11 protein-coding genes are annotated in these 23,591 nt (G+C 41.2%); 7 read left to right on the top strand and 4 right to left on the bottom strand.

From position 1 onward, the window contains the following. Positions 1–14 precede the first annotated feature (14 nt). Complete coding sequence (locus tag L8106_RS01160) at positions 15–6,305, bottom strand: translocation/assembly module TamB domain-containing protein (RefSeq protein ID WP_009782320.1); 6,291 nt, start codon at positions 6,303–6,305, stop codon at positions 15–17. A gap of 226 nt (positions 6,306–6,531) precedes the next feature. Here L8106_RS01160 and L8106_RS01155 point away from each other — a divergent pair, with 226 nt between their 5' ends. The 5 genes from L8106_RS01155 to cas6 all read left to right on the top strand — a co-directional run bounded on the left by L8106_RS01155 (position 6,532) and on the right by cas6 (position 11,367). After that, positions 6,532–7,437, top strand: a complete 906-nt coding sequence (locus L8106_RS01155) for a pentapeptide repeat-containing protein (protein ID WP_009782319.1) — start codon at positions 6,532–6,534, stop codon at positions 7,435–7,437. 78 nt (positions 7,438–7,515) lie between these two features. Further along, entirely contained in the window at positions 7,516–7,848 is a 333-nt protein-coding gene (cutA, locus tag L8106_RS01150; RefSeq protein WP_009782318.1) for a divalent-cation tolerance protein CutA, read from the top strand. Positions 7,849–7,906: 58 nt separating this feature from the next. Further along, positions 7,907–9,130 carry a DNA cytosine methyltransferase gene (locus tag L8106_RS01145; protein ID WP_009782317.1) on the top strand — a complete coding sequence of 408 codons (1,224 nt, stop codon included), beginning with the start codon at positions 7,907–7,909 and terminating at the stop codon, positions 9,128–9,130. A 15-nt stretch (positions 9,131–9,145) separates the two neighbouring features. Then, complete coding sequence (locus L8106_RS01140) at positions 9,146–10,018, top strand: Bpu10I family restriction endonuclease (protein ID WP_009782316.1); 873 nt, start codon at positions 9,146–9,148, stop codon at positions 10,016–10,018. A 239-nt stretch (positions 10,019–10,257) separates the two neighbouring features. Then, positions 10,258–11,367: a CRISPR-associated endoribonuclease Cas6 gene (cas6, locus tag L8106_RS01135; RefSeq protein ID WP_009782315.1), complete on the top strand. Its 1,110-nt coding sequence runs from the start codon at positions 10,258–10,260 to the stop codon at positions 11,365–11,367. Between the two features lie 45 nt (positions 11,368–11,412). On the opposite strand, the gene L8106_RS29230 is transcribed toward cas6, so the two are convergent. The 3 genes from L8106_RS29230 to L8106_RS01120 all read right to left on the bottom strand — a co-directional run bounded on the left by L8106_RS29230 (position 11,413) and on the right by L8106_RS01120 (position 16,670). Next, the gene (locus L8106_RS29230; protein WP_009782314.1) at positions 11,413–14,697 is read right to left on the bottom strand and encodes a PAS domain S-box protein; all 3,285 of its coding nucleotides are present in this window, start codon (positions 14,695–14,697) and stop codon (positions 11,413–11,415) included. 93 nt (positions 14,698–14,790) lie between these two features. Further along, a complete protein-coding gene (locus tag L8106_RS01125; protein ID WP_009782313.1) occupies positions 14,791–15,156 on the bottom strand; it encodes a DUF2237 family protein in 366 nt (121 codons plus the stop codon). Between the two features lie 92 nt (positions 15,157–15,248). Then, positions 15,249–16,670: a proton extrusion protein PcxA gene (locus L8106_RS01120; protein WP_009782312.1), complete on the bottom strand. Its 1,422-nt coding sequence runs from the start codon at positions 16,668–16,670 to the stop codon at positions 15,249–15,251. Positions 16,671–16,750: 80 nt separating this feature from the next. Between L8106_RS01120 and L8106_RS01115 the strand changes: the two genes are divergently transcribed. Further along, positions 16,751–18,928, top strand: a complete 2,178-nt coding sequence (locus L8106_RS01115) for a hypothetical protein (RefSeq protein WP_009782311.1) — start codon at positions 16,751–16,753, stop codon at positions 18,926–18,928. 695 nt (positions 18,929–19,623) lie between these two features. Beyond that, complete coding sequence (locus L8106_RS01110; RefSeq protein WP_009782310.1) at positions 19,624–23,523, top strand: Ig-like domain-containing protein; 3,900 nt, start codon at positions 19,624–19,626, stop codon at positions 23,521–23,523. Positions 23,524–23,591: the final 68 nt, after the last annotated feature.

Below are 23,591 nucleotides of genomic sequence, written 5' to 3'. Positions count from 1 at the left end.
GAGAGAACCTGGAGTTAAAACTGAACTTCATACTCAAACCGAATCTCACTCTCACCGCCCAAACCTGCTGCACCCCGAATCAGTAAGTTATCATTGACTCGGTAATTTACCCCAAACTGAGTGGGTTGTTCGTCTGCTAAAACTTGACTCAGAGAAACCGAAACATTATCCGTCACATCCAAACCGACTTCTATCCCTAAACCCAAAGCCGCAGAAGCGGTTGAACCTTCACTCTTAGAAATACGGGCGGGATAAAGACGAAATTCTGTTAACCCAGTGGCATCCAAAACATTTTGCTGAATTTGACTAAAAATACCCGCACTGGCAATATTCGCTAAAACTAAGGTACTATCCCCCGTAATGCCTTCAAATGTACTTCCACCCAATAAAGCAATTAACTGTGTTTTTGAACGAGGGGGAGAACTCTTTAACTGAATAATATCGTTAATCTGAGAAGCTGGGCCTTTCACCTGGGCAGTCACCCGAATTGTTCTGACGGTTCCTAAACTACTCGCAGTCGGGCCTTCGGAAATCTCGGAGGAAAACGCCGAAGTTGGGGCTTGAAAACGAGTGGTTTCTGGAACCCGAGTCACCAGTCGCAAATCTAAAATCGGATTGAGTCCTTCTGAGGGAACAAAAATCGCTTGTTGAGGATAACCCCGATCTAAAATAAAACGAGTGGTGTAGAGGTTGAGGGCGCCGCCTGTGAGTTTAATTACACCACTGGGACGAATATCTTCTAAACTTTCTAAAGTCCCACTCAAGGCGATGCTACCTTCGAGGGAAAAGTTAACAATCGGAACACTCAAAAATTCACTCACGGGGGGAGTAACGATCTGAAGATCTTCTGCGAGTGTCAATCTAAAATTATTCAAACTAATCTTAACCGGCCCAGTATCCGGTAGTCCTCCCCCGGCAGCATCAGGAGAAGCAGCAGCAGCAGTAGGTACAATGATAGTGCCGTTTGAGAGGGTAATTCCGCCACCAATTTCGGGTCTTAATACACTACCATCAATGGCAATCATTCCGGCAGCATCTCCGACGTATAATTCCTCAACACCGACTTGTAAATTCGCCAGTTTGATCTGCAAGGGATTTTCTACATCGGGATCTTCTTCCTCGAAGGGAAAAATCAGAGGTAAAACCCCTTGAACCATAATATTTCCGCTTCCGGCTTCCCCCACTAATTCCCCTTCAATTCCATTAACGGTAATCCGATCGTTAACAAAGATTGCGGTTCCCGATAATCCCACAATCGATTGTTTGATGCTATCTACACTAATAATCCCTTCTTGAAGTTTTAACAACCCTTGAGGTTCAATAGAAATGCGGGCAATATTCCCATTGGAGTCTTGTTCCAAAATCCCGTCAATTTTCAACTCAAGCAACCCTTTTCCCTCAACCCAATCAACTTCAGGATTTAGTAAGTCAATAATATTAAAACCTTCATCTTGAAGATTGACTTGTGCTTGGAGTAAGTTACTACCCGGTGAAACTTCTGCAAAGGGCAAACGATAGGGAACTTGAGCTTTGATCCGAATCGGATCTTGTTCAGTCAGAAGAATTGTACTTCCTAAAAATAGACGAGCATTATTATAACTAAAACTCCCTCGGGCTTCTTTAATCGGTTCATCATTAAAAAGACCTTCAACAACAGTAAACTCTCCGGTGGCTTGCGGATTTACTAAACTCCCGGCGATATTCGCTCGAAAATTTAATTGACCATTAACATCAATATTAGGCAATTCTACAAAATTCTCTAACTCATCTTGGAGTTGTTCTAAGCGAATATTTTTAATCCGAAACTGTCCAGAAGGTTGCTGGGTATCTAACGCAAGCTGTCCTCGAAAATCATAAACCGTTTCACCGCTAGTCAATTGCAAAGGCAACACCCGCACCACGTTATCGCGATCTAAACTAGCATTCAGAATAAACTCATTCGCATCAAACCGCCCCCATGTCCAATCCCCGACATTATTGAGGGCAACTTTGGCGACGACTCCCGACGCTATCGAACCTTGAACCGCAATTTCTCCGCTAAATTTCCCTCTAACCGCTTCTAACGGAGGTAAAGGTTCTTCTTCGTCTTTGAGGAGTTGTCGGGCAAACAGGGCTTGAATTTCTTCAAAGCGTTGCAGTTGTTGAGTCAAAGTTGCATCGGGAGGTAAACCCACAGGTGTCGGAATCACATCGGCTGCGGTTCCATATTCAGGGGTTTTGAGGCCTCGGGCTAAATCACCGAGATTATAGAATTCTAAAGCAGATAAGACATCCTGTAACCTGCCACTGGGAATGTCAATTTCCGCTTCAAAGTCGGGGCGAGTTTCAGCAATATCACCTCCAAAGGGAACGGTAACACCTGGTTGTGTTCCGGCGGCTAAATCAGCGATAATTTCTTCTAAGTCGGCACGGGCGGCGATTAAAATTTCCGTTTCTCCGTAGACCAGTTCACCTTCGGTTAACTGAAACAGTCCATCTTTGAGGCCTATATTGGCGCTGAAGCGTTCTAAATCAATATAACCAAGGGCGGGGTCTTCTACGGCGATCGCTCCTTGTACGCCAATTTGAGTCGGATCAAGGGTTTCTAACTGGGAAACAGACAGATCAGCGGTGGCAATACCGCTAATTTCTCCGAGACCTTGTTCGGCTAAGGGCGCTAAACTCAGAATACTGAGGGGAAATTGTTCTAAATTAACAAGTAAATTCTCACCGACTGTTGTACCTTGGGCGATCGCTTCGTCTTGTCGAATCAGGAAACTTTCGGGTAAATATTGATCATTGAGAACCAGTTCAATCCGATCTTGAATTCCTGCTAAGGCTAAATTTACCCCACTGTTTAATCCAGCGCTGAGGCTTCCCGCGAGATTAGGATCAAACTCCAACTCTCGAACAATTAAATTCTCTAGACTTAAATCTCCGGTCAGTTGTAATGTTGATAGAGATCCGGTTACAGTCCCATCAAAGTTGACTAAACCTGCCAGTAAAGGCGAATCTCCGGCGACTTCGGGGGGAATATTGGCGAGTAACCGTTGTACGAGGGGAGACTGGAGGTTAAAGTCTGACAGCCGTACATCAACGTTGAGGTTTGAGATTTGCGGCACTCCGGTTCCTGAAAATTCTACCGCAACAAATCCATCCGCCCCAAATTGTGGGGATTCAAGTTTTTCAATTTCGACTCGTTCACCATCCCAATTAAACGCTGCTTCTAGGGGTTGTTTGATAATCGGAAGTTCTGTTAATTCTAACTCTCCCATTGCCCGAATGGTTTCGGGGTTGAGTTCGACTAAAGAACCACTTGCACTTAAACGACTATCGAGTATTCCCCGCAATAAAGGCATCGCTTCGGCTTGAGTAATTAACCCTTGTTGTAGTAAGGGTTGTAAAATATCTTGAGTTTGTGACTCGACGAGATCTGAAAATCGATTTAAAGCAATTTGATCGGCATTTATAATTGTTTGCCAACGTCCACTCAGGGCTTGACCTGATAATTTTACCATTCCCCCTGCTTGTCCCAAATCAACTAAACCATCGACATTAGCGGTAATTTGGGCGGGAGTAATATTAGCGATGTTTCCTGATGCGGTTGCTTGCAGTTGTAATTCGCCATTTCTAAAGTTTAGATCTTGAATTTCCCGATTAATATCCGGGGGTAAATTAGCGAACGGTAAACCGATATCAATTAAAGGTTCAAGGGGAACTTCCGAGGTATTAACATTGACTTGAAGTTGACCATTGGTTAACTGTCCTCTCGCCTCAACTGTTCCCCCAAAACTACCTAAATTAACTTGACTATTGACGGTGCCTGTGACTTGATCTAAATTATTTAAGCTACCGGAAAATAGGGCTTTTGCTTCTAGACTTCCGTTGCGAATATCAATATTTTGAATGGAATTGTTGAGATCAGGTGATAAGTTAGCAAAGGGTAAACCTAAATCAACTAAAGGATTTAATGGAATTGTGGAAGTATCAATCTCTGCTTGAAATAAATCTCCGCTTAAACGCCCGGATGCTTTGATCACACCGCCTGTATTTCCCAGGTTAACTAATGCTTCGGATCGCGCAGTAATTTGATCTAAATTGTTAATATTTCCTCGAATGGTTCCTTCTGCTTGTACGGTGCCGTTTTGAATCTCTAAATCTTGAATTTGTGTTTGAGTATTCCCAGGAATTTCTACTAAGTTAATCCCCGCATCAACAAGACGAGATAACGGTAAAGGTTCGGTGTCAAAGTTTGCAGAAAATGTACCTTGTCTAATTTGTGCATTGGCATTAATTGAACGATCTCCTAAATTGACTTGCAGATCGGTTTCGCCGCGAATTGCAGCCGGATCTAAGTTATCTAAATTTGCTGATAAATTTGCCTTCAAATCCAATCGTCCGTCGGATAGATTAATTCTTGAAAGATCAGATTTTAAATTCGATTCTAAGTCTGAAAAAAGTAATCCGAGATTCACTAAAGGTTCGAGGGCGACTTGACTGGCGTTAACGTTAGCATTCCAGAGTTTTTGTTGGATTTGTTGGGCGTTTATTGTAATATTTCCATCCGCAATTTGAACGGTTGAATTTAGCTTAGTTTGTTCTAAATCAGCTTGACCAAAAATGGGAGTGGTTGCTGTGGGTAAGGAAAATTCGGCTTCTCCTTTGAGATTTTCTAGGCTTCCTGAAATATCGGCTTCAGCCGAGACTGAACCCCAACGAAACGGCGAAATAATACCGTAAGATTCGACAATTGAATCTAAGCCAACATTATTAACATCTAAGTTAAAATTTATTTGAGGATTGAGAGGAGATTCTTGTTTTTGTTCTGTGGTTGGCGTTGAAGGAACGGGAAGTATAGTCTGGGGTTGAGTTGGGGTTTGTGGGGAAATTTGTGGCGGAATTTGGGATATTTCGGGTTTATTAATGGGTTCTATAACAACGGGTTGGCTATCTTGAATCAGTTGTTTTAATCCCTGGAGTTCAACGGTTCCTTTCCCGTTAATATTCCCGCCCGTTGCGGGTTGAATTTGGAGAGAATTAACGGTTACAATCGGATCAGATTCTAAGGAAAAATCGTCTTGGAGTTGGGCGGTAACTTGTAAGTTTGTGCTAAAATTATCGAGATTAACTCTATCGATTTGGGTGGGAGTAGTTGTATCAAGATCTAGCGTTAAAATCGGTTTCAAAAGGGTTCCCGTTAAACCAATATCGGTTCGTACTGTTCCCGAAAGGGGAAAAGGTAAATTAATCGGTTCTTCGGCTGCATTTTCAGCAATATCGAGGAATGTAGAAATTTGTGTCGGTTCAATATTAGCAGTGAAATCTAACTGAGTTTTTGATAAATCCAATTGCGGGTTAGCTGTGGCGGTTCCGCTCAAATTAACGTTAATATCTCCCAAACCCGTTGTTAATCTTTCAATTCTGGCTTGATTTCCCGCAAAGCGAAATTGAGCATTAATTGGCTGGACGGGTCGATCAAGATCGGTCACCTCAATTTGAATATCATCAAGACTGGCTTTTCCCGCAACTTGGGAAAGTTTAGAGTCTTCTAATTTTACAAAAATATTAGCATCAACCATTCCCCTTTGTAAAGCAAAATTAGGAGCCTTAATTAAACCCGTAAATTGGGAAACTGGGATATTATTGGCTCGTAATCTACCTTCAATATTAGTCTCGGGAGTAAAAACATTTGCTTGCACATAAAACGTTCCGCCCCGGGCAAAACTGCCATTTAAACGACCTTTAATCCGTTCATTATTTTCACTAACATCAACAACAGCCCGACTAATATTCAAAGGAATAACGACAGGCGAACCTGTCGCCACATAGGGGGTTAAAGTAACATTAGCATTCCTCAGTCCCACCGAGCCAAATTTAACATCAATGGGCGGGTCGCCTTCCAAATTTAATTCTGTTTGAATCCAGTCTCCCTCAGCATCTTCTTCGAGATAAACATCAGCATTAACTAAAGTAAGATCAAGATTTAGAGTTGGATTTGTGAAAATAGACGATAACGAAAACGCCACCTCAACCGCTTCCGTTGTAGCGTTACTGTCGCTCGTAGGGGTAGCTGGCATTACAGAACGACCAAAGCGAAGACTGCTCAGTGTGAACCGTTCAACAGGCCCAACCGTGACGGGGCGCTCAATAATACCCTCAACAATACCACCCACCATGGGCGCTAACTGATTTTGAATAAACCAGATGGCGGTCGTTCCCGCAGCAATTGTTGTTACTCCCAGTCCAACGCCTCCCCAAATCAAAACACGACGCCAGCGACGACGCGGAGAAGTCGATTCAGAGTTCGGGTCGGGAGAATTTGTCATTTCAGGGGTTTAGGTCGAAGGATATGGTAATTTAAGCGGGAAAGTCTAGTCCACCTAATCCCTGTTTATTTTTACGAGATTCAGTCAGATAATGCAAGTCCCAGAAGTAAGAATCCGCTTCACTTGATTTCAGATGACATCGGGATATTTTCTCAACAAAAGTATAAAAACTTTCTTAAGAGATCATGCCAAGATAGTAACTATAGGCTGTTGTTGTTGAATTTCCATGAAAGTCAGTGATTTGCTCAGACGTTATGAACAAGGCGAAATAGACTTCACAGGGATAGACTTACAAGGTGCAGATTTGAGGGGAGTTATCCTGATTGGGGTCAACCTCTCAAAAGCAAACCTAACCGGAGCCAATCTCAGTCGAGCCTTTTTGATGGGTGCGAACTTCGAGGGGGCTTGTCTCCATCGAACAAATCTCAGTTTTGTCAAAATGAATAAAGCTCACTTAGCAAAGGCGGATTTGACGAAAGCCAATCTCAGTGGGGCGTTTGTGGTCAGGTCAAAACTGTCTAAAGCTCAGATGAGTGGGGCGATATTGGTCGGGGCGAATTTACGAGCCTCAGCCCTAGTCAATGCGAATCTATGCAGTGCGGATTTGAACGGAATTAACCTCCGGGGAGCGGATTTAACAGGGGTGAACCTAAAATGGTCGAATCTGCGAGGGGCGAGACTTCAAGGGGCGAAGTTGACAGGACATTTGTTAACGGGGGTTAATCTGCGAGGAGCTTATCTCAACGGCGTGAATCTGGCTCAAGCTGAACTAGAGGGGGTGAATTTGAGTGAGGCGAAGTTGAATGGTGTGAATTTGACAAGAGCGAATTTAACGGGTGCGAATTTCAGTTTTGCTCAAATGCGAGCAGCACGGTTGAATGGAGCGAATTTAACCGGAGCGAATTTGGAAGGGGTTTGTTTAAAACGGGCGAATTTGAACTTTGCTCAATTATCGAATGCAGATTTAAGTGATGCAGACTTAACAGATGCTCAGTTAAAGGAGAATCAATTATATGGAACGTGTTTGACTGGGACGATTTTACCTGCATCTTTTCAAGACTATTTGCAACGAACATCTGGGATGTATTCTGTTTCTTCAACTCCCTTATCTCATCAGATGAGTGTCAGTTAATCCTGGATGAATTTTGCGGTATAGTATTAATCTGGGGAAATTTCTCTAACTTGGATTGATTGACAATTTCAGATTGATATGACGACAAATTATGGTATTGTTTTAGTCACGGCAGGTTCTCAAGTGGAAGCCTCCGCGATCGCTAAGGTATTAGTAGAATCTAAACTAGCAGCTTGTGTAAGTCTGGCTCCAATTCGTTCGATTTACACCTGGAAAGATGAAGTCTGTTCGGATGAAGAATGGCAACTCACTATTAAGACGGATTTAACTCAATTTGAAACATTAGAAGCCAAAATTCGTCAATTGCATTCCTACGAAGTCCCAGAAATTATTGCCATTCCGATTATTGCAGGTTCTTTGGATTATCTTCAGTGGATGGGTCAAACGATAAATTCTAGTTCGTTAAATTGATAGGAATTTATTACTGGGTAGAGAAAATTTTTTGCTTGTTGATTTTTGAAATTAAAGTATGAGAAAAGCATTTAAAGTTTTGGATATTTTTGCAGGAGCGGGAGGATTTAGTCTCGGGTTTAAAATGGCAGGGGGTACTCTTGTTGGAGGAATTGAAATTGATCAGTGGGCTGGAGAAACTCTAGCTTATAATCATCCTGAGACTCAAATAGTGATTCGGGATATACAAACGATATCCGATGAAGAAGCCATTAGTCTCTTTAAGTATAATAAACCCAATGTTATTATTGGTGGCCCTCCCTGCCAAGGTTTCTCTGTCTGTCGTCAAGGCAGAGGAGACGCAAAAGATCCTAGAAATACTTTATTTCAAGAATTTATTAGGTTTGGTAGTATTTTTGAGCCAGATCTAATGCTCATGGAAAATGTTCCTAACTTAGCTAAGATAAAAACTAAAAGTGATCAAGCAGTAATAGATATAATTAAAGATGAACTTATCAAACTTGGATACCATGTTGATTATAGCGTGCTAAATGCAACAGACTATGGAATTCCCCAAAATCGTCGTCGTTTATTTATCGTAGCGTCAAAGGTTAAAATTACTCACCCATTTCCACCATCGACTCACACAATAGCTTCACAAAGTCAGTTATCTTTCTGGGAAAACTCATTATTACCTTGCCCTACTCTTTGGGATGCAATTTCTGATTTACCAATTCTAGAAGCAGGTGAAGGCGCAGAGAAGATAAGTTACAGTAAACCTCCTGAAACAGACTATCAAAAAAGACTTCGAGGAAACTGCAAATTACTTTATAACCATAAAGCTATGAATCATACCAAACGGATGGTAGAACGGTTCTCTTCTATGTCGTGGGGAGATTCTTGTTCTGATGTTCCTGATCACTTGAGACCTCGAAAACGCAATTCAGATGAGATAGCTACTCTTGTTTATGATCAAAATAATCGCCGTCTTCATCCTTCTCGTCCATGTCATACATTGCCAGCTTCTTTTTATGCCAATTTCGTACATCCTTATTATAATCGTAACTTTACTGCTCGGGAAGGAGCAAGAATTCAATCATTTCCAGATCACTATTTATTTAGGGGAAAACCTACTGTTGTAAGTCATAAGTTATTAGCTAGAGAAGGGCGAGAAAATGAAAAGTTTTTATGTCAGTATAATCAAATTGGTAATGCTGTACCTCCACTTTTAGCTCAACAGATAGCTCATCATTTATTTGAACAGCTTTCTGGTTGCAAAGAGGATTTAAAAAAAGCAATTTAATATGGAGGCTTTTAAATGCTACCACATGGTGCCAATCTATCTCAAAAAGACAATCATAAAACTAAATATAAAGATGATATTTCCAAGCAATATTTATCAGAGATTAGAATCAAATATCAGCAGTGGCATGAACAAAACACATCACTTAAGGGTCCGCTAATTCAAAAGAACAATAACGACCAACAGATTTTAGAGTATCGAGTCAATTATCTTAATGATTATAAAGATTTCATCGATCAGCAAAAATATGCCGAAAAATTTGACTCTCGATCCAATTTGCATTCGACAGTGCTGGAAGAGTTTATGTATTATCTTTTTAAAGATCTGGTTGCTGAATTTTCAGAATATGCCTTAATCGGTAAATCGCACACCTTTAAAGATATTTTCTTTCTACCGTCTAGTTATAGAAATATGCTGAGATCTCCTCATGCTCTGATTGAGAGAAAAGATCATGACTTTGCAATTGGTGTACAAGTCGATGCGATATTGCAGTGTCGAGGACAGACAGAAAGAGAACATGATAGTTGGGATATTCCAGCAGTAGCAGTTGAATGTAAGACTTATTTAGATAAAACAATGCTACAAGATGCCTCAACAGCAGCACTTCAATTAAAAAATAAGAATCCTAATGCCTTGTATATCGTAGTAGCAGAGTGGTTGAAACTTACTAATGCAGTTAATTTGAGAAAATACCAGATTGATCAGGTTTATGTACTCAGAAAACAGAAAAATACAGATCGTGAATTTCGATACTTAGAAACTTATGTGAAAAATCCAATTTATTCAGATGTTGTCATCCACCTGTTTGAAACAGTTAGAGAATTTTTGAGTTACCCTTCGTGGGAAGGAGGAGTAAATTATGGATTACAGCGAGGTTACTTAATTTAACTTTTAAAGTAAAATCCCCCTGACCAGTTCATTAAGGATAGTAAACTGGCTTTGAGTATAACTTTTATCAGCAATTAACCGGGAGTTTCCACAGTTATATTTGAATCTAGGTTGATTTACTAGATGTAAGCAGACTTATTCTCACTCAACTTTTGATCTGACTTGCCAGATACTATCTTCAGATGATAAAAACGGTTTATACTAAGTTGAAGATAACTTTTTTATGAGGGCTTCAATGCGTGAAACGGTCTTTTAAAAAAAATACTTCCTTAAGTTGGTCTGCTGACACTGAATTAGTGGGATTAGTTTTGGCTCTGCGTCCGACTGGTGCGGATTTACTGTATCCTCAATATACTATCGGACTTCATGCCTGGTTTCTCGACCAAGTGCGACAAACAAGCCCCGATTTATCGGCTTATCTCCACGATGGAGAGTCTGAAAAACCCTTTACAATTTCGGGGTTGGAAGGTGCGCTAAAACTGTCGGGAAAACACTTACAATTACAACCAGAGCAGACTTATTTTTGGTCTATTACCGCTTTATCTAAGCCTGTAGTACAGTGGTTAGTGGAGTGGGTTAAATGTTTGCCGACCCAGGTTGAATTACGAAATGCACCGTTAACGATTCAATCTTGTCAAATGGCTTTAGCCCCAACGACTTATCGTCAACTTTTTGATGCGCCAACTCCCAAACCCGCTAAGGTTAATCTGAGTTTTATGAGTCCAACCAGTTTTCGGCGCAAAGGTCATCATTTTCCTTTACCTCTCCCTACAAACTTGTTTCATAGTTATCTGCGCCGTTGGAATGATTTTTCTAATCTTCCTGTTGAACAAGAGTCTTTTTTAGACTGGGTAGATGAGTCCGTGATTATTCAGCGCCATCAGATTGCTTCTACAAAAGTTGCGGCTGGAAAACGGGGAATGGTAACAGGATTTACCGGAGCAATTGAATTAAGTTTATCGAAGAAATCTTCTTTAGCTTCTACACAAAACCAACAACTATTTTATGCTTTGGGGCGATTTGCGCCTTATTGTGGAACGGGTCATAAAACGACTTTTGGCTTAGGACAAACCCGTTTTGAGTGGCAGATTGAGGAAACAGAAATGATTCCAACCAGTTCACAACAATTGGGTGAACGGATTGCCGAGTTAGCTGAACAGTTTACTATACAACGAAAACGGACGGGAGGAACTCGCACTCAAAAAATTGCAGAAACTTGGGCGACTATTTTAGCTCGTCGGGAAGACGGAGAATCTTTACAAGCGATCGCTGTAGACTTAGAAATGCCCTATGAAACGGTGAAAACTTATGCAAAACTAGCGCGTCGAGCCTTACGTCAACCTGATTAAACTTTGTAGTTTTAAGTGTCAGTTTTAAGTCTTTCATCTCAGGGTTTAAAATCGTGATTTGTACTGCAATTGAGAAAAAATTAACTCAATACAAGTTCCTTCACTAGAGTTTAAGTTCAGGGTTGCTCTCAACTGTTTTGATAAAATTTGTACAAGCTTCAGTCCTAATGAAGTTAAATTATCCCAATCGATATCCGGTGAAATTCCCACACCATTATCACGAACTTTTAAGTAGAGTTTGTGTTCTAAATCTTGATAAAATTCTACATAAACTTCTCCAGAGCGACCGTTAGGAAAAGCGTGTTTCAACGTATTGGTGATCAATTCATTGATTAACAAACCACAAGGAATAGCAGTTTCTAAGTTAATTTGAATAGGTTCTGCATGGATCACCGATTTCACTAACCCTTGGGTATCACCCAATGAGAAAAAGAGATTTTCAACTAAACGAGGTATATAATCTCCAAAGTTAACTTGTCTTAAATCCGTTGATTGATAGAGTTGATCATGAATTAATGCCATACTTTGAATGCGGGTTTGACTATCGGAAAATAAAGCGAGCAAACTTTCATCTTGAATAGCATCTGATTGTAAATCGAGTAAATTAGAAATAATATAAAGGTTGTTTTTAACCCGGTGATGAATTTCCCGTAATAAGACTTCTTTTTCTTTTAATGAAGCTTGCATTTGTTCTTCAGCTTGTTTGCGTTCACTAATATCTCGCACAAAGCAAAAGTTTAACTCTCGCCTTCCAAAGATGAGGTGATTAACAGTAATTTCAACCGAAAATATCCGACCACAAGCGGTACGATGACGACTTTCAAAAGCCATAGAACCTTGTAATTGAATATCTTGCCAATGTTGGAGCCAAACTTCTGGGGTAAAGTCAGGATCGATATCGTAAACTGTCATTTGTAGGAGTTCTTCTCGAGAATATCCTAGCGACTGACAAGCGGCTTCATTGACATAGAACAAACGAGCATTTTGATCAACCCAAAATACAGAATAAATGGCTCGATCTACAACAAATTGAGTGAGTCGTAATGTTTCCTCAACTCGTTGACGTTCTAATGCACTGACAAAAACTTCACCAATTAATTTGAGAATATTAATACTGGCTTCTGTCCAAGTTTGAGGCTGACGAATCGCATTAAATTCTATAAACCCAAAGAGTTGACTACGAGACACCATCGGAACGCAGAGAATGGATTGGATTGATTGTTTTAGCCAGATGTTTTTTTCCCGACTTGCAGCGAGAGAAAGATCCTCAATATTAGCAATATTTATGACTTCAAAATTCCTCAGCTTTTCAAGGACATAGGGAAAATATTCAAACTCAAAATTTTGTAAGTAATGGCATTTTGATTCAATGTCAGTTGCACACCATTGATGGGTATTGCTGATCTGCTTGCCCTCTTCTGAAACTAAATAAATATAACCACAATCAACCTGCATAAACTGACACATTCGTTGTAAGGCGGCTTGAATTCCACTCTCAATTTCGTGAGCATTAAGATTAATAAATTGGGTGGAAATACTGGTCACAAGTTGTTCGAGTTCAACTCGATGCTGAAGTATCGTTTCCGCGTGTTTGCGTTCACTAATATCTTCGGCAATTCCCGCAACTCGATAAATTTCTCCCGCTTCATTCCGAATGGGAAAAGAACGATCACGAATCCAGCGAATTTCACCTTCAGGGCGAACAATTCGATATTCTAAATCTTGATTAGATTGAAACTTTTGAGTCATTTTTCTTAAAACTGACTCCCGATCTTGGGGATAAATTCCTTCAGTGAGAGAAGATAGAGGTTGATTGTAGACTTCTTGGCGAGAACGACCCCAGATTTTTTCATAAGCAGGAGAAACATAAATGGCTTGCTGTTTTTGAGGGTCAATCATCCAAAAAATACTTTCTATATTTTCTGCGAGTTGACGAAATCTTTCTTCACTCTGTCTCAATGCTGTTTCCGCTTTAGCGCGATCGCAAGTTTCTAAAGCTAAAGAGGTCACGTAGGCTAAATAAGCTGCAAAGTTTTGTTCTTCTAAGTGCCAATTTCGTAGAGATCCAGTGTGTTCTAAGCAGATAATTCCGACGATTTTACTTCCAGAATAGATCGGAACATCTATCATTGATGTAATTCCGATGGGAAGCAGATAAGTTTCAGAAAAATCTTTAGTTCGAGGATCGGTTTGAGCATTTTCAACGGCAATAAATTGTTCAGTTTCAATGGTTTTAAAATAATTTGGATAATCAGAAATATAAATTTTTTGACCGTTAGAATGCTTGTTAAGTAAGAGTTCATACAGATTAACACAGTTAATTTTTGAGTGTTGCTGATTGTAAAACCAGATTCCAACTCTATTAATATTTAAAGTATGAGCAGCAATTTGAGTGATCGTTTGTAGTGCTGCTTGTAGATTACCGTTATGAATATCTGGACATTTAAACAATTCCATCATCACTACTTGTTGAAATTGTAAATGTACTTTACGCAGTTCTCGCTCTTTCTGTGCTTGCTTACGCTGAGTAATATCTGAAACAACCCATAAAATATGAGGTTTTCCACTCAATTCAATCCATTCTCCAAATACTTCAATCTCAATAATATTTCCTGTTTTCGTTCGCCATTGGAGTTCTTGATGTTCAATTCTTTGATGCTGTTTTAAGTCTTGAATAATGTGAGTACGTTCTTCAAGATTATCCCAAATATTTAGATCTAAAATACTCCGACCAATAAGTTCTGATTTGGAATAACCAATCAGTCGAATAAAGCTTTCATTGACATCAATAATTTTACCCTCTTCTGGAGAACTGAGTTTGATTGCTAAGGGTAAATTTTGAAAAGCTTTTTTAAATTTTTCTTCTGATCGCTGTAGTTCTGCTGTTCTTTGTTGGATTCTAAGTTCTAACTCTTTATTTTTTTGTTTTAACTGTTCACATGAAGCCCTTGAATTTTTGACGATTTTAGTAAAATAATCCGCTAAAATTTGGATTTCTTTTATTCTGAATCCTTTCAAATTTTCAAGAGAATACTCTGGGTTAAACTCTGTTATTTCTGAGGTTGCTTGACAGAGTTTATGCCAAGCTTTAGCAATCCAATTAGAGGTTAAAATAGCGGTAACTATCGCTATAAATAGCCCGACAAAACTAAGGATTATTGTTTCATCAATATAATAATTATTGATATTCTCTAGAAGTTGCGATTTTTGTAGGAAAATCACAATGACTGATATTGTTAAGGCTTGAAGAATAAAAGAGAATAATAATATTCTTCGCAGGGAAATTAGGGAAGTCTGTAAGTTAATTTGATGGATAAAAGTTTTTAACACTATGATAGAATTAAAATTAAAAGAATAAAGACTAGCAGAACGTTATATTTTCGTTCTACTGAGTCCAAAAAACAGGTGTTGACTTGTTACGATTTAAGCATCAAGTGCATGGGCTTTTAGTTCTTCTAAGGTGACATATTCTAATGCAAGTACGTGAGTTGATTTTAAGCGTACAAGCGGCGCAACTCCTGCATCAAAAGCTTCTTTCCAACGTAAAGCGCACAAACACCAACAATCCCCAGGTTTCAAACCGGGAAATTTAAACACAGGATTGGGAGTCATTAAATCATTTCCTCGGGAGCGAGAAAACTCCAAAAATTCTGCTGTAACTTGAGCGCAAACAATATGAGCGCCCATATCACCCGAACCTGTATTACACATTCCATCCCGATAAAATCCCGTCATCGGAGAAGTACAACAGACTTCTAGTTCATTCCCTAATACATTAGTTGCAGACATCGCCTCATTTTTAGAAATTGAATTACTTTTAGTAGTTTAACATTATTATTCCTACTCTATTTTAAGAAACCTTATACCTTGTTTAAAGATGATTACTCGTTCATTGTCTTGTAAGTCGAAACAGCAGAAGGTGAACTGCGATTGAGATAGCGGAAAATCCAATACTTAAACACTGCATCTAGAATCACAGGAAAGGTAGCAATAAACAGAAAGTTAAAATCTCGATTTTCCGGGAGTCCAAAATGTCTTGATATACTCTCAAGAATAACTTCCCATCCGTGAGGAGAGTGGAAACCCACAAACATATCAGTTAAGAGAATAATAATAAAAGCTTTCGCACTATCACTTAAACCATAAATCAGATCACCGAGAAAAGATTTCAGAATTTCTAATTCTCTTTTATTGGTGTAGATAATAATTCCAAAGGTAATTATTGAGAACAAATCTGCAAATATATTTTTAATAGCAGTATTTCCTAATGATTGATATTCCTCAGCAATTTCAATGGCTTTTTCTTGAACTTGTTCTTCTATTTCTTCGGGTTCAATTTGCGGAGTTAAACCGATCATATTTTGAAACTCTAACCGTTCTTTGAAACGGTGTAACTCCATATAAGCTTCTTCTTCTAAATCGAGATTCATAAAAATCGGAGCATTTTCTTCCTCAGAAACAAAAGTATCAACAATCGGCCCAACTACAAAATTTTTGGCTAGTTGTTGAGTTAAAAGAGGAACTAAAATCAGAAGTAAAATAAACCGAACAGAAATAATTGTTTTAACTTTGGACTTGCGATAATTTTTAATAACTTCTTCTTCCGATTCAGGATTCAACTCGCGGCGGATTCGGCCTACTGTTCGCAAGAGAGAGCGAGGTAAAAAACTCATTTCCGAACCCACTGTTAGTTCATCCGCTAATTTCTTTTTGTCCTTAGAAGAATTAGAAGCTTTAACTGTATCAGAATTTTCATTGAGAACGGGAGTATTTTCCTCGTCCATACTCTTAGCGAGCGAAACCGATTGTTGTGAATTGTTTTTAATTTCAACCAGAGAAGTTGATTCAATAGGTTGATTTTGGGGTTTCGGTTGAGGCTTTGATGGAGAATACTTACCAATCACCGAATCAATAAAATCCAGTTTTTCACAAATGAGAGAAACATGATGGGGTAATTTGAAATCATCCATCGACAAATCCGAAGACAACGAGCCATTCATTTCCTTAGAATTCAACGGTTCCGACCAGCCCAAAATTGAACGACTGGTGTTAAAAACAACCAAACGAGTTTGAATAATATTCAGACATTTTTTTAGCTCAGAATCAAAATAAGATAAGACACGATCGCTATATTCAGTTGAATCCTTCGTGATTTTTCCACCGTGAAAATGTTCATCTTCAATTGCCTTAATTCTCAACGCAGCATCATAAGCTTGATCTAAAGCCCGATCAGGCGTATCTTTAAACCAGCTATTGGCACGACGCAGAGCGTATTGAATCTGAGTCCAGGTCGAGGTTTTCATAAATCAAGTGCTAGCAAATGTTAAGCAAAGGAAGAACGTGCTAATGTGTTGGGGATCTTAACAAATTTATAGATAGAATAGTGGCTGCTTTGTCTGTGTGGATAACAGGAAAAACTCGCAGTGGCAAAACAACTCGCTTGATCGAGCAGTTTGGGGAGTGGAGTCTTGATCTCCAGTCTGATCTGATCTTAACAGTCCCTCCAGTTAGTAGGTCAAAAGCCGCTCTACACCAAAGACAGCCTCAACGAGTGACAGCATTAATCTTAGCCGCTAATAGTGACAACCGATTGATTCTCCTCGATCGCATCTGGGAAACTCACCCCAAACTTTCCGCATTTCACTCAACAACACCGTTGGGTTTATTGCAGGATGAAGTCACTCTATTTTGGCCGTTACTGGTGCAGTCATTGAACCTCAAGGCTCAATTTCCGGTCAGACTACGCCCCGAAACCGAACAGGAACTTGCAACCCTGCTTTGGAGTCAAGAACTCGAAAGCGGCCAACTCGCCCGAGCAGGAGTCAGCCCGGATCGGATCGTGCGTCAAACCCTCGACTTAATGCAGCTTGCAGCGATGAGCGGTAAATCTGTTGCCGAAATTCCTCGAATTTTAGCACAAGGATTTGGCTCGTCAGACGGATCAGATTCCCTTTATTCCTGCATCGGTCAATTGCTCGTTCGTTGGCGAAATTGGTGTCTAGATCGGGGATTTCTCACCTACAGTATTGTCACAGAACTCTACTGGCATTTGTTAGCGAGTCCCACCTATCAACAACACCTGATTCGTCGCTATCAAATGGTTTTGGCTGATGATGTCGATGAATATCCCGCCATTATGCGCCATCTGTTTGAGTTTCTCTTAGAAAACGGAAAAATGGGAGCATTTACCTTTAACCCCACCGGATCAATTCGCTTAGGGTTGGGCGCCGATCCCAACGATCTCGCCGAGTTACAATCCCGTTGTCAGATCGAATCTTTGGATTTGTCCTCCGGTTTAGCCCCTCTGCTTTTTGAACCGATTGTCAGTAGTGTAATCGACAGTAACATTGGACTCGCCGAACTATCCTACTCATTATCAGATGTTCGTTTGATTAAAACCCAGTCGAGGGCTGATTTACTTCGACGCACTGCTGAAGCCATTATTGAAGCCATCCACACCCAACAGGTTCAGCCTCAAGAGATCGCTGTTATCGGGCCAGGTTTAGATGCGATCGCTCGCTATACCCTACGAGAAATTTTAAGTCATCAGGGAATCGCTGTAGACTCCCTCCAAGAACAACGACCTTTATTGAGTTCTCCTCTCGTTCGAGCATTACTAACGCTGTTAGCCCTGGTCTATCCCGATTTAGGGCGGTTAGTTGAACGAGAAGCGATCGCCGAAATGTTAGTGGTTTTAAGTGGGGTGAAGCGGCATTCAGACCCCGCTAATCAGACGGAGGAGTTGCCCTCGCCTCCCTTATCGACGATTGATCCAGTCCGAGCGGGTTTACTGGCCGATTATTGTTTTCGTCCTCATCCTCAACACCCAACACTGCTAGAGGTTACAGCGTTTCCCCGTTGGGATAGATTGGGATATAGCGCCACTCAAACCTACAATCAGATTTTGCAGTGGATCAACCAACAACATCAACAATATCAACAACGTCTGATTCCGAGTCCTGTTTCTTTGCTGGATCGCGCCATTCAACGCTTTTTTATCCCAACCCAGTCTCTACCGTCTGATCAACTCGCCGTGTTACGAGAATTGATGGAAACCGCTATTCATTATTGGGAAGTAGACGCCAGACTCCACCCACAAACAACCAGAGAGACTTCTAGCGAAACCATTCGTTCTTTTATTCAACTGTTGCGACGGGGAGTGGTTAGTGCAAATCCCTATCCCGTGAAACCCGTTATTCCGACGGGGGCTGTAACCTTAGCCACAATTTTTCAATATCGCGCCAACCGCACCTCCCATCGTTATCATTTTTGGCTGGATGTGGGGTCGCCCTTGTGGTTGAGTGGGGGAGCGAGTACCCTATGGGGTGCGCCTTTGTTTTTGCAAGAATGGTCGGGAGATTTATGGACACCGGAAGATCAGATAAATGCTGATACACAACGATTGCATCGAATTCTGCTAGATTTATTGAGTCGAGTTCGCGATCGCTTGTATCTTTGTCATAGCGATCTTGCTGTTAATGGTCAAGACCAACTCGGCCCTCTTTTACCTCTTGTTCAAGCTTTGTGTGACTTAAATTTAGTTGATGTCTTTATAGAGTAAATGGGGAACACTAGAAACTGTGTAAGAATTGAGGATTGTTAATGGGGAATTAATTCTTTATTTAGGCTACATTATCACAACTGATTGTCTTCCCGAAAAGTGCAATCTGATTCGATTGGTTAACTTAGTTATGAATCAAAAGAAATTATGAAGGATCAGAAATGATGATTCATAAGAATTCATAACTCATAATTTATAATTCATAATTCATCACTCATAATTCTGTTGACTCTCCCATTTTTAGTTTAAACTCGTTTGATTCTCCCTCGTGCCAATTTTTTGTTCAATCAGACTCGCAGACAAAAAGATAATGATTAACATTAAAGGGTTAAATTACCTAATTCAACTGCTAATTTTTTTAGTGCTTTGTAAAGACATTAGAGATATACTTTTTCAAGTTATAGCTAAATCTAGATGCCCCAAAAATTATCAATTTCCCTGATAAATTTCAATCCTAAAGATGTTAATTGGGATAAAGTTTGAGAGAATTAGACTAATATTGATCGCTAATTCACAGTTAAAAAACCTGAGAAATTATTCTGTCTAAATCAAAATCAAATTTTGTTTAAGGTGTGGATTCCCTCTCTAAACTAGAAATCTAGAAGACTATTTTCGAGGGGTTTTCAACCAAAAATCGTGAGATTAATTTTCACAAATGAGTCGGTAAATTAGGTAAATTAATAGGAGGTTAAACTATGACCAGTGTAGGGGTAGGTTTCACTACAGTTGCAGCAGATCTCGTTAGTCGGGATGGGAATTTTATTATTAATCCGTTTACAAATTTACCCATTTTAATTGAGATTACGGAAACCGAATTTACAAGCGGAGGTCAAAGTGTTTTTCAGACTTTCAACTTCTCAAATCGCATCCAAAACGAAGGCTTAGAATTTGAAGAAGATCTCGAAATTGAGGAGATTTTTGGGACAACTCTACCCGGAGGAGTAACAGGTGTCCAGTTTGTCTCATTAACCAGTCTTCCTCCGTTTGCGGGTACTGATACCCTCAATGGTGGAGGTGGGGATGATACCACGGGTGGAGGTGGCGGGGATGATACCACTGGCGGAGGCGGAGATGATACCACTGGTGGAGGTGGGGATGATACCACTGGCGGAGGCGGAGATGATACCACTGGCGGAGGAGGCGGGGATGATACCACTGGCGGAGGAGGCGGTAATGATACCCTCCAAGGGAATGAAGCCCCGATCGCAGTAAATGATCAATTCCAGACTAGCCAAGCCGATCCCGTCTTTTTTAACGTCCTAGAAAATGATATAGACCCCGATGGAGATCCTCTCAGTATTGGGACATTCACACAGACTCAAAATGGTACACTAACATTTGCCGGGGCAGGAATCTTTACCTACGAACCCAACCGCGAATTTTTTGGTACAGATGGCTTTAGTTATACCGTCACTGACGACACCGATACAGACTTAGCTGAAGTCGTGATTAATGTTATTCCTCAAGATCTGCCGATTTTGATCGAAGGCATTGGCAAAGGAACTGTCGAAGATGATAGCATCACAGGCTCATCTGGTGAAGACGTTATTGATGGTTTAGAAGGCAACGACAGCATTTTTGGTTTAGCTGGAAATGACCAAATTCAAGGTAGCGAAGGCATTGATTTTCTGTTTGGAAACACCGATAACGATACGTTGGAAGGGGGAACAGGTAATGATCAAATTTATGGCGGAAAACAAAGCGATCGCTTAGTCGGCGATGATGGCGATGATGGTTTATTTGGGAATTTAGGCGAAGATACTCTACTCGGCGGTCAAGGTCGAGACGTGATGTATGGCGGACAAGCCAACGACTCTCTACGAGGCGGTTTAGATGATGACCTGGTTTTGGGCGATAAAGATAATGATGTCGTTTGGGGAGATGAAGGTAATGATAGCGTTTATGGAGGCAGTGGCGAAGACCTGATTTTTGGCAATGATGGCGCTGACTCATTGTTAGGCGATAACGGAAACGATACCATTTTCGCGGGAACCGGTTCAGATACAGCTTTAGGGGGAGAAGGGAATGACCAAATTTCCGGTGAACTAGGATCAGACTTTTTGTTTGGGGGAGAAGGCGCCGATACCTTAGCAGGGGGTACTGGAAGTGATACCTTTGCGATCGCCGAAGGAACAGGGGGTCAAAGTATTGAAGAAGCCAATATTGTTCAAGACTTCCAACCCGATGACTTTATTGGGTTAGCCGGAGGGTTGAACTTCAGCGATCTTGATATTTCTCAAAGTAGCGAAAACGCCGGAGATACTATTATTCGTCGAGGGGAAGAAGGAGAATTTTTAGCCGTATTGCTGGGGGTTGATAGTGGAAGCTTGAGTGAAGATAACTTTGTTTCCGTTTCCCTCGATAATTTACCGACACCTCCAACCCCAACACCTCCAACCCCGACACCAACACCTCCGACACCGACACCAACACCAACCGATACACCGACACCAACCCCAACACCCGATCTGACACCAACACCCACACCCGATCCAACACCCACCCCAGATCCGACACCCACACCCGATCCAACACCCACCCCAGATCCAACCCCAACACCCGATCCAACGCCAACACCCGATCCAACACCCACACCGCCCCCCAACCGTCCACCTGTGGCGAATGATGATGTAGTTAAAAGAAACCAAGATCAACCCGTTACCTTTAACGTCCTGACCAATGATACCGACCCCGATGGCGATGTTATTCAAATTACAGCCTTTAGTCCAACAACAGGCGGTGAACTGATCAACCAAGGTGGGGGCGTCTTTACCTATGTTCCTCAATCAACGGGTTCTACGGGAACCGACGCCTTTACCTATACAATTACTGATACTGGCAATCGAACCGATACAGCGTTAGTAACACTTTCCGTCAATCAGCCGCCACAACTACCAAATAATCAACTCTTAGTAGTAGACTTAGGCGATCCGCAAGCGACAACGATTAGCCGAGATATTTTATTAGCCGTCGATCCTGACGATCCCCCCAGTGAAGTCGAGTACATCATCACCCAAGGAACTCAACGAGGGGACTTACTACGACTCGGAACCCAAACTCAAGCCTTGCGAGTTGGCGATCGCTTTACTCAGGAAAATATTGATAACGGTTCCATTCGCTTTGATGGTGATGGCCCTGCCGGAGAAGATGGATTCTTATTTGCCGTTACAGATGGTATTGGGACTCTACCCCAAGCATTATTTAGTATTGCTTTGGTTGATCGGACGTTAAATACAATCCCCGGAAAAGCAACAACCGGAGGTGACTTAGGTGAAGCGATCATCGGTACAGACGTTGATGATACCATCTTGGGGGGCGGCGGCCGCGACGTGATTCGAGGCTTAGACGGTAATGACTCCCTCGATGGCGGAACCGGGAATGATGTGATTGACGGGGGTTCTGGCGATGATGTTCAGTTAGGTCAAGAGGGGAATGATTCTCTCGTCGGAGGATCGGGGAATGACTTACTCGATGGCGGGGCTGGTATCAACACCCTCCAAGGCAATGACGGGAATGATGTCTTAATTGGTGGAAATGAAAGTAACATACTCGACGGTGGAAAAGGTAATGATAACCTCTCCTCTGGACTCGGAAGTGATTCTCTAGTCGGCGGAATTGGCGATGATACGGTTAATGGGAATGCAGGTGATGATACCCTACGCGGAGACCAGGAGGATCCGACGCTTCCGGGTGGTAACGATCTTGTCCTGGGGGGTGCGGGTCGTGATTTTATGCGGGGTGGAGAAGGTGACGACACGATACTCGGTCAAGATAATAGCGACGTAATTTATGGCGATCGGGGGAGTGATTCGATTTCCGGCGATCAAGGAGATGACATCCTGGTAGGAGATACAGGAATTAGTTCTCTGAGTGGAGGTAATGACACCATCACTGGAGGAGTCGGAAATGACAGTATCTTTGGAGAAAAGGGCAATGACTCCTTGATTGGGGAACAGGGTCAGGACTCGATTTTTGGTGGAGATAATGATGATGTGATCTTTGGACGGGAAGATAATGATCTGATGTTCGGAGATGCCGGAAATGATACAATCCGAGCGGGAATTGGAGATGATACTCTTGCCGGAGGCGCAGGGGGTGATCTGCTGATTTCAGATGCTGGAAATGATGTTTTCTACTATCTCAATCCCGGTGAAGGGGTTGATATTATTAATGACTTTGATCAGGTAGGTAATGATCAGTTCTTGATTGTTTCGGGAACGAGTAATTTCCCCGGTTTGGTTCCCAATGTGGGTACATCTACACCGTTGCAAAGCATTATTATCAGTAGCTTAGGTTCAGAAGGGGATGATATTACCGGCCGACAGTTGATCATCTTCCAAGATACGTTTGATGATGTTCAGGCGGTGAATTCTCAACTCAAAAACCAAAATGGTTCTAATGATAGTTCGGCATTAATTGTCTATCGAAATAACCTCAGTTACTCTGGTTTTTCGGGTAGCTATGTTCTCGCTTTTGATCCGGATCTCAGTGATGATAGTTTACCTGCTTTTGATTTGGGAATTCTCTCATCTATTGATCCGTCAACCGACAATATTAGTACGATTATTGCTGCGGATGACTTCACGATTATCTAGTTGAATTGGGGGGTGATTTGTTAGCACTTTTACTCAAAGAAGTCTAACTAATCCCCCTTTTTTGAAAA

Origin of the sequence: Lyngbya sp. PCC 8106 (genome assembly GCF_000169095.1) — a bacterium.
GTDB lineage: Bacteria > Cyanobacteriota > Cyanobacteriia > Cyanobacteriales > Microcoleaceae > Capilliphycus.
Note: the sequence above shows the minus strand (reverse complement) of the source record. Positions and strands in the feature narration are given on the sequence as shown.

Excerpts from the sequence above, each read along its gene's own strand:
- L8106_RS01160 (WP_009782320.1), bottom strand. The coding sequence starts at position 6,305 with ATGACAAATTCTCCCGACCCGAACTCTGAATCGACTTCTCCGCGTCGT.
- L8106_RS01155 (WP_009782319.1), top strand. The coding sequence starts at position 6,532 with ATGAAAGTCAGTGATTTGCTCAGACGTTATGAACAAGGCGAAATAGAC.
- cutA (WP_009782318.1), top strand. The coding sequence starts at position 7,516 with ATGACGACAAATTATGGTATTGTTTTAGTCACGGCAGGTTCTCAAGTG.
- L8106_RS01145 (WP_009782317.1), top strand. The coding sequence starts at position 7,907 with ATGAGAAAAGCATTTAAAGTTTTGGATATTTTTGCAGGAGCGGGAGGA.
- L8106_RS01140 (WP_009782316.1), top strand. The coding sequence starts at position 9,146 with ATGCTACCACATGGTGCCAATCTATCTCAAAAAGACAATCATAAAACT.
- L8106_RS01125 (WP_009782313.1), bottom strand. The coding sequence starts at position 15,156 with ATGTCTGCAACTAATGTATTAGGGAATGAACTAGAAGTCTGTTGTACT.
- L8106_RS01120 (WP_009782312.1), bottom strand. The coding sequence starts at position 16,670 with ATGAAAACCTCGACCTGGACTCAGATTCAATACGCTCTGCGTCGTGCC.
- L8106_RS01110 (WP_009782310.1), top strand. The coding sequence starts at position 19,624 with ATGACCAGTGTAGGGGTAGGTTTCACTACAGTTGCAGCAGATCTCGTT.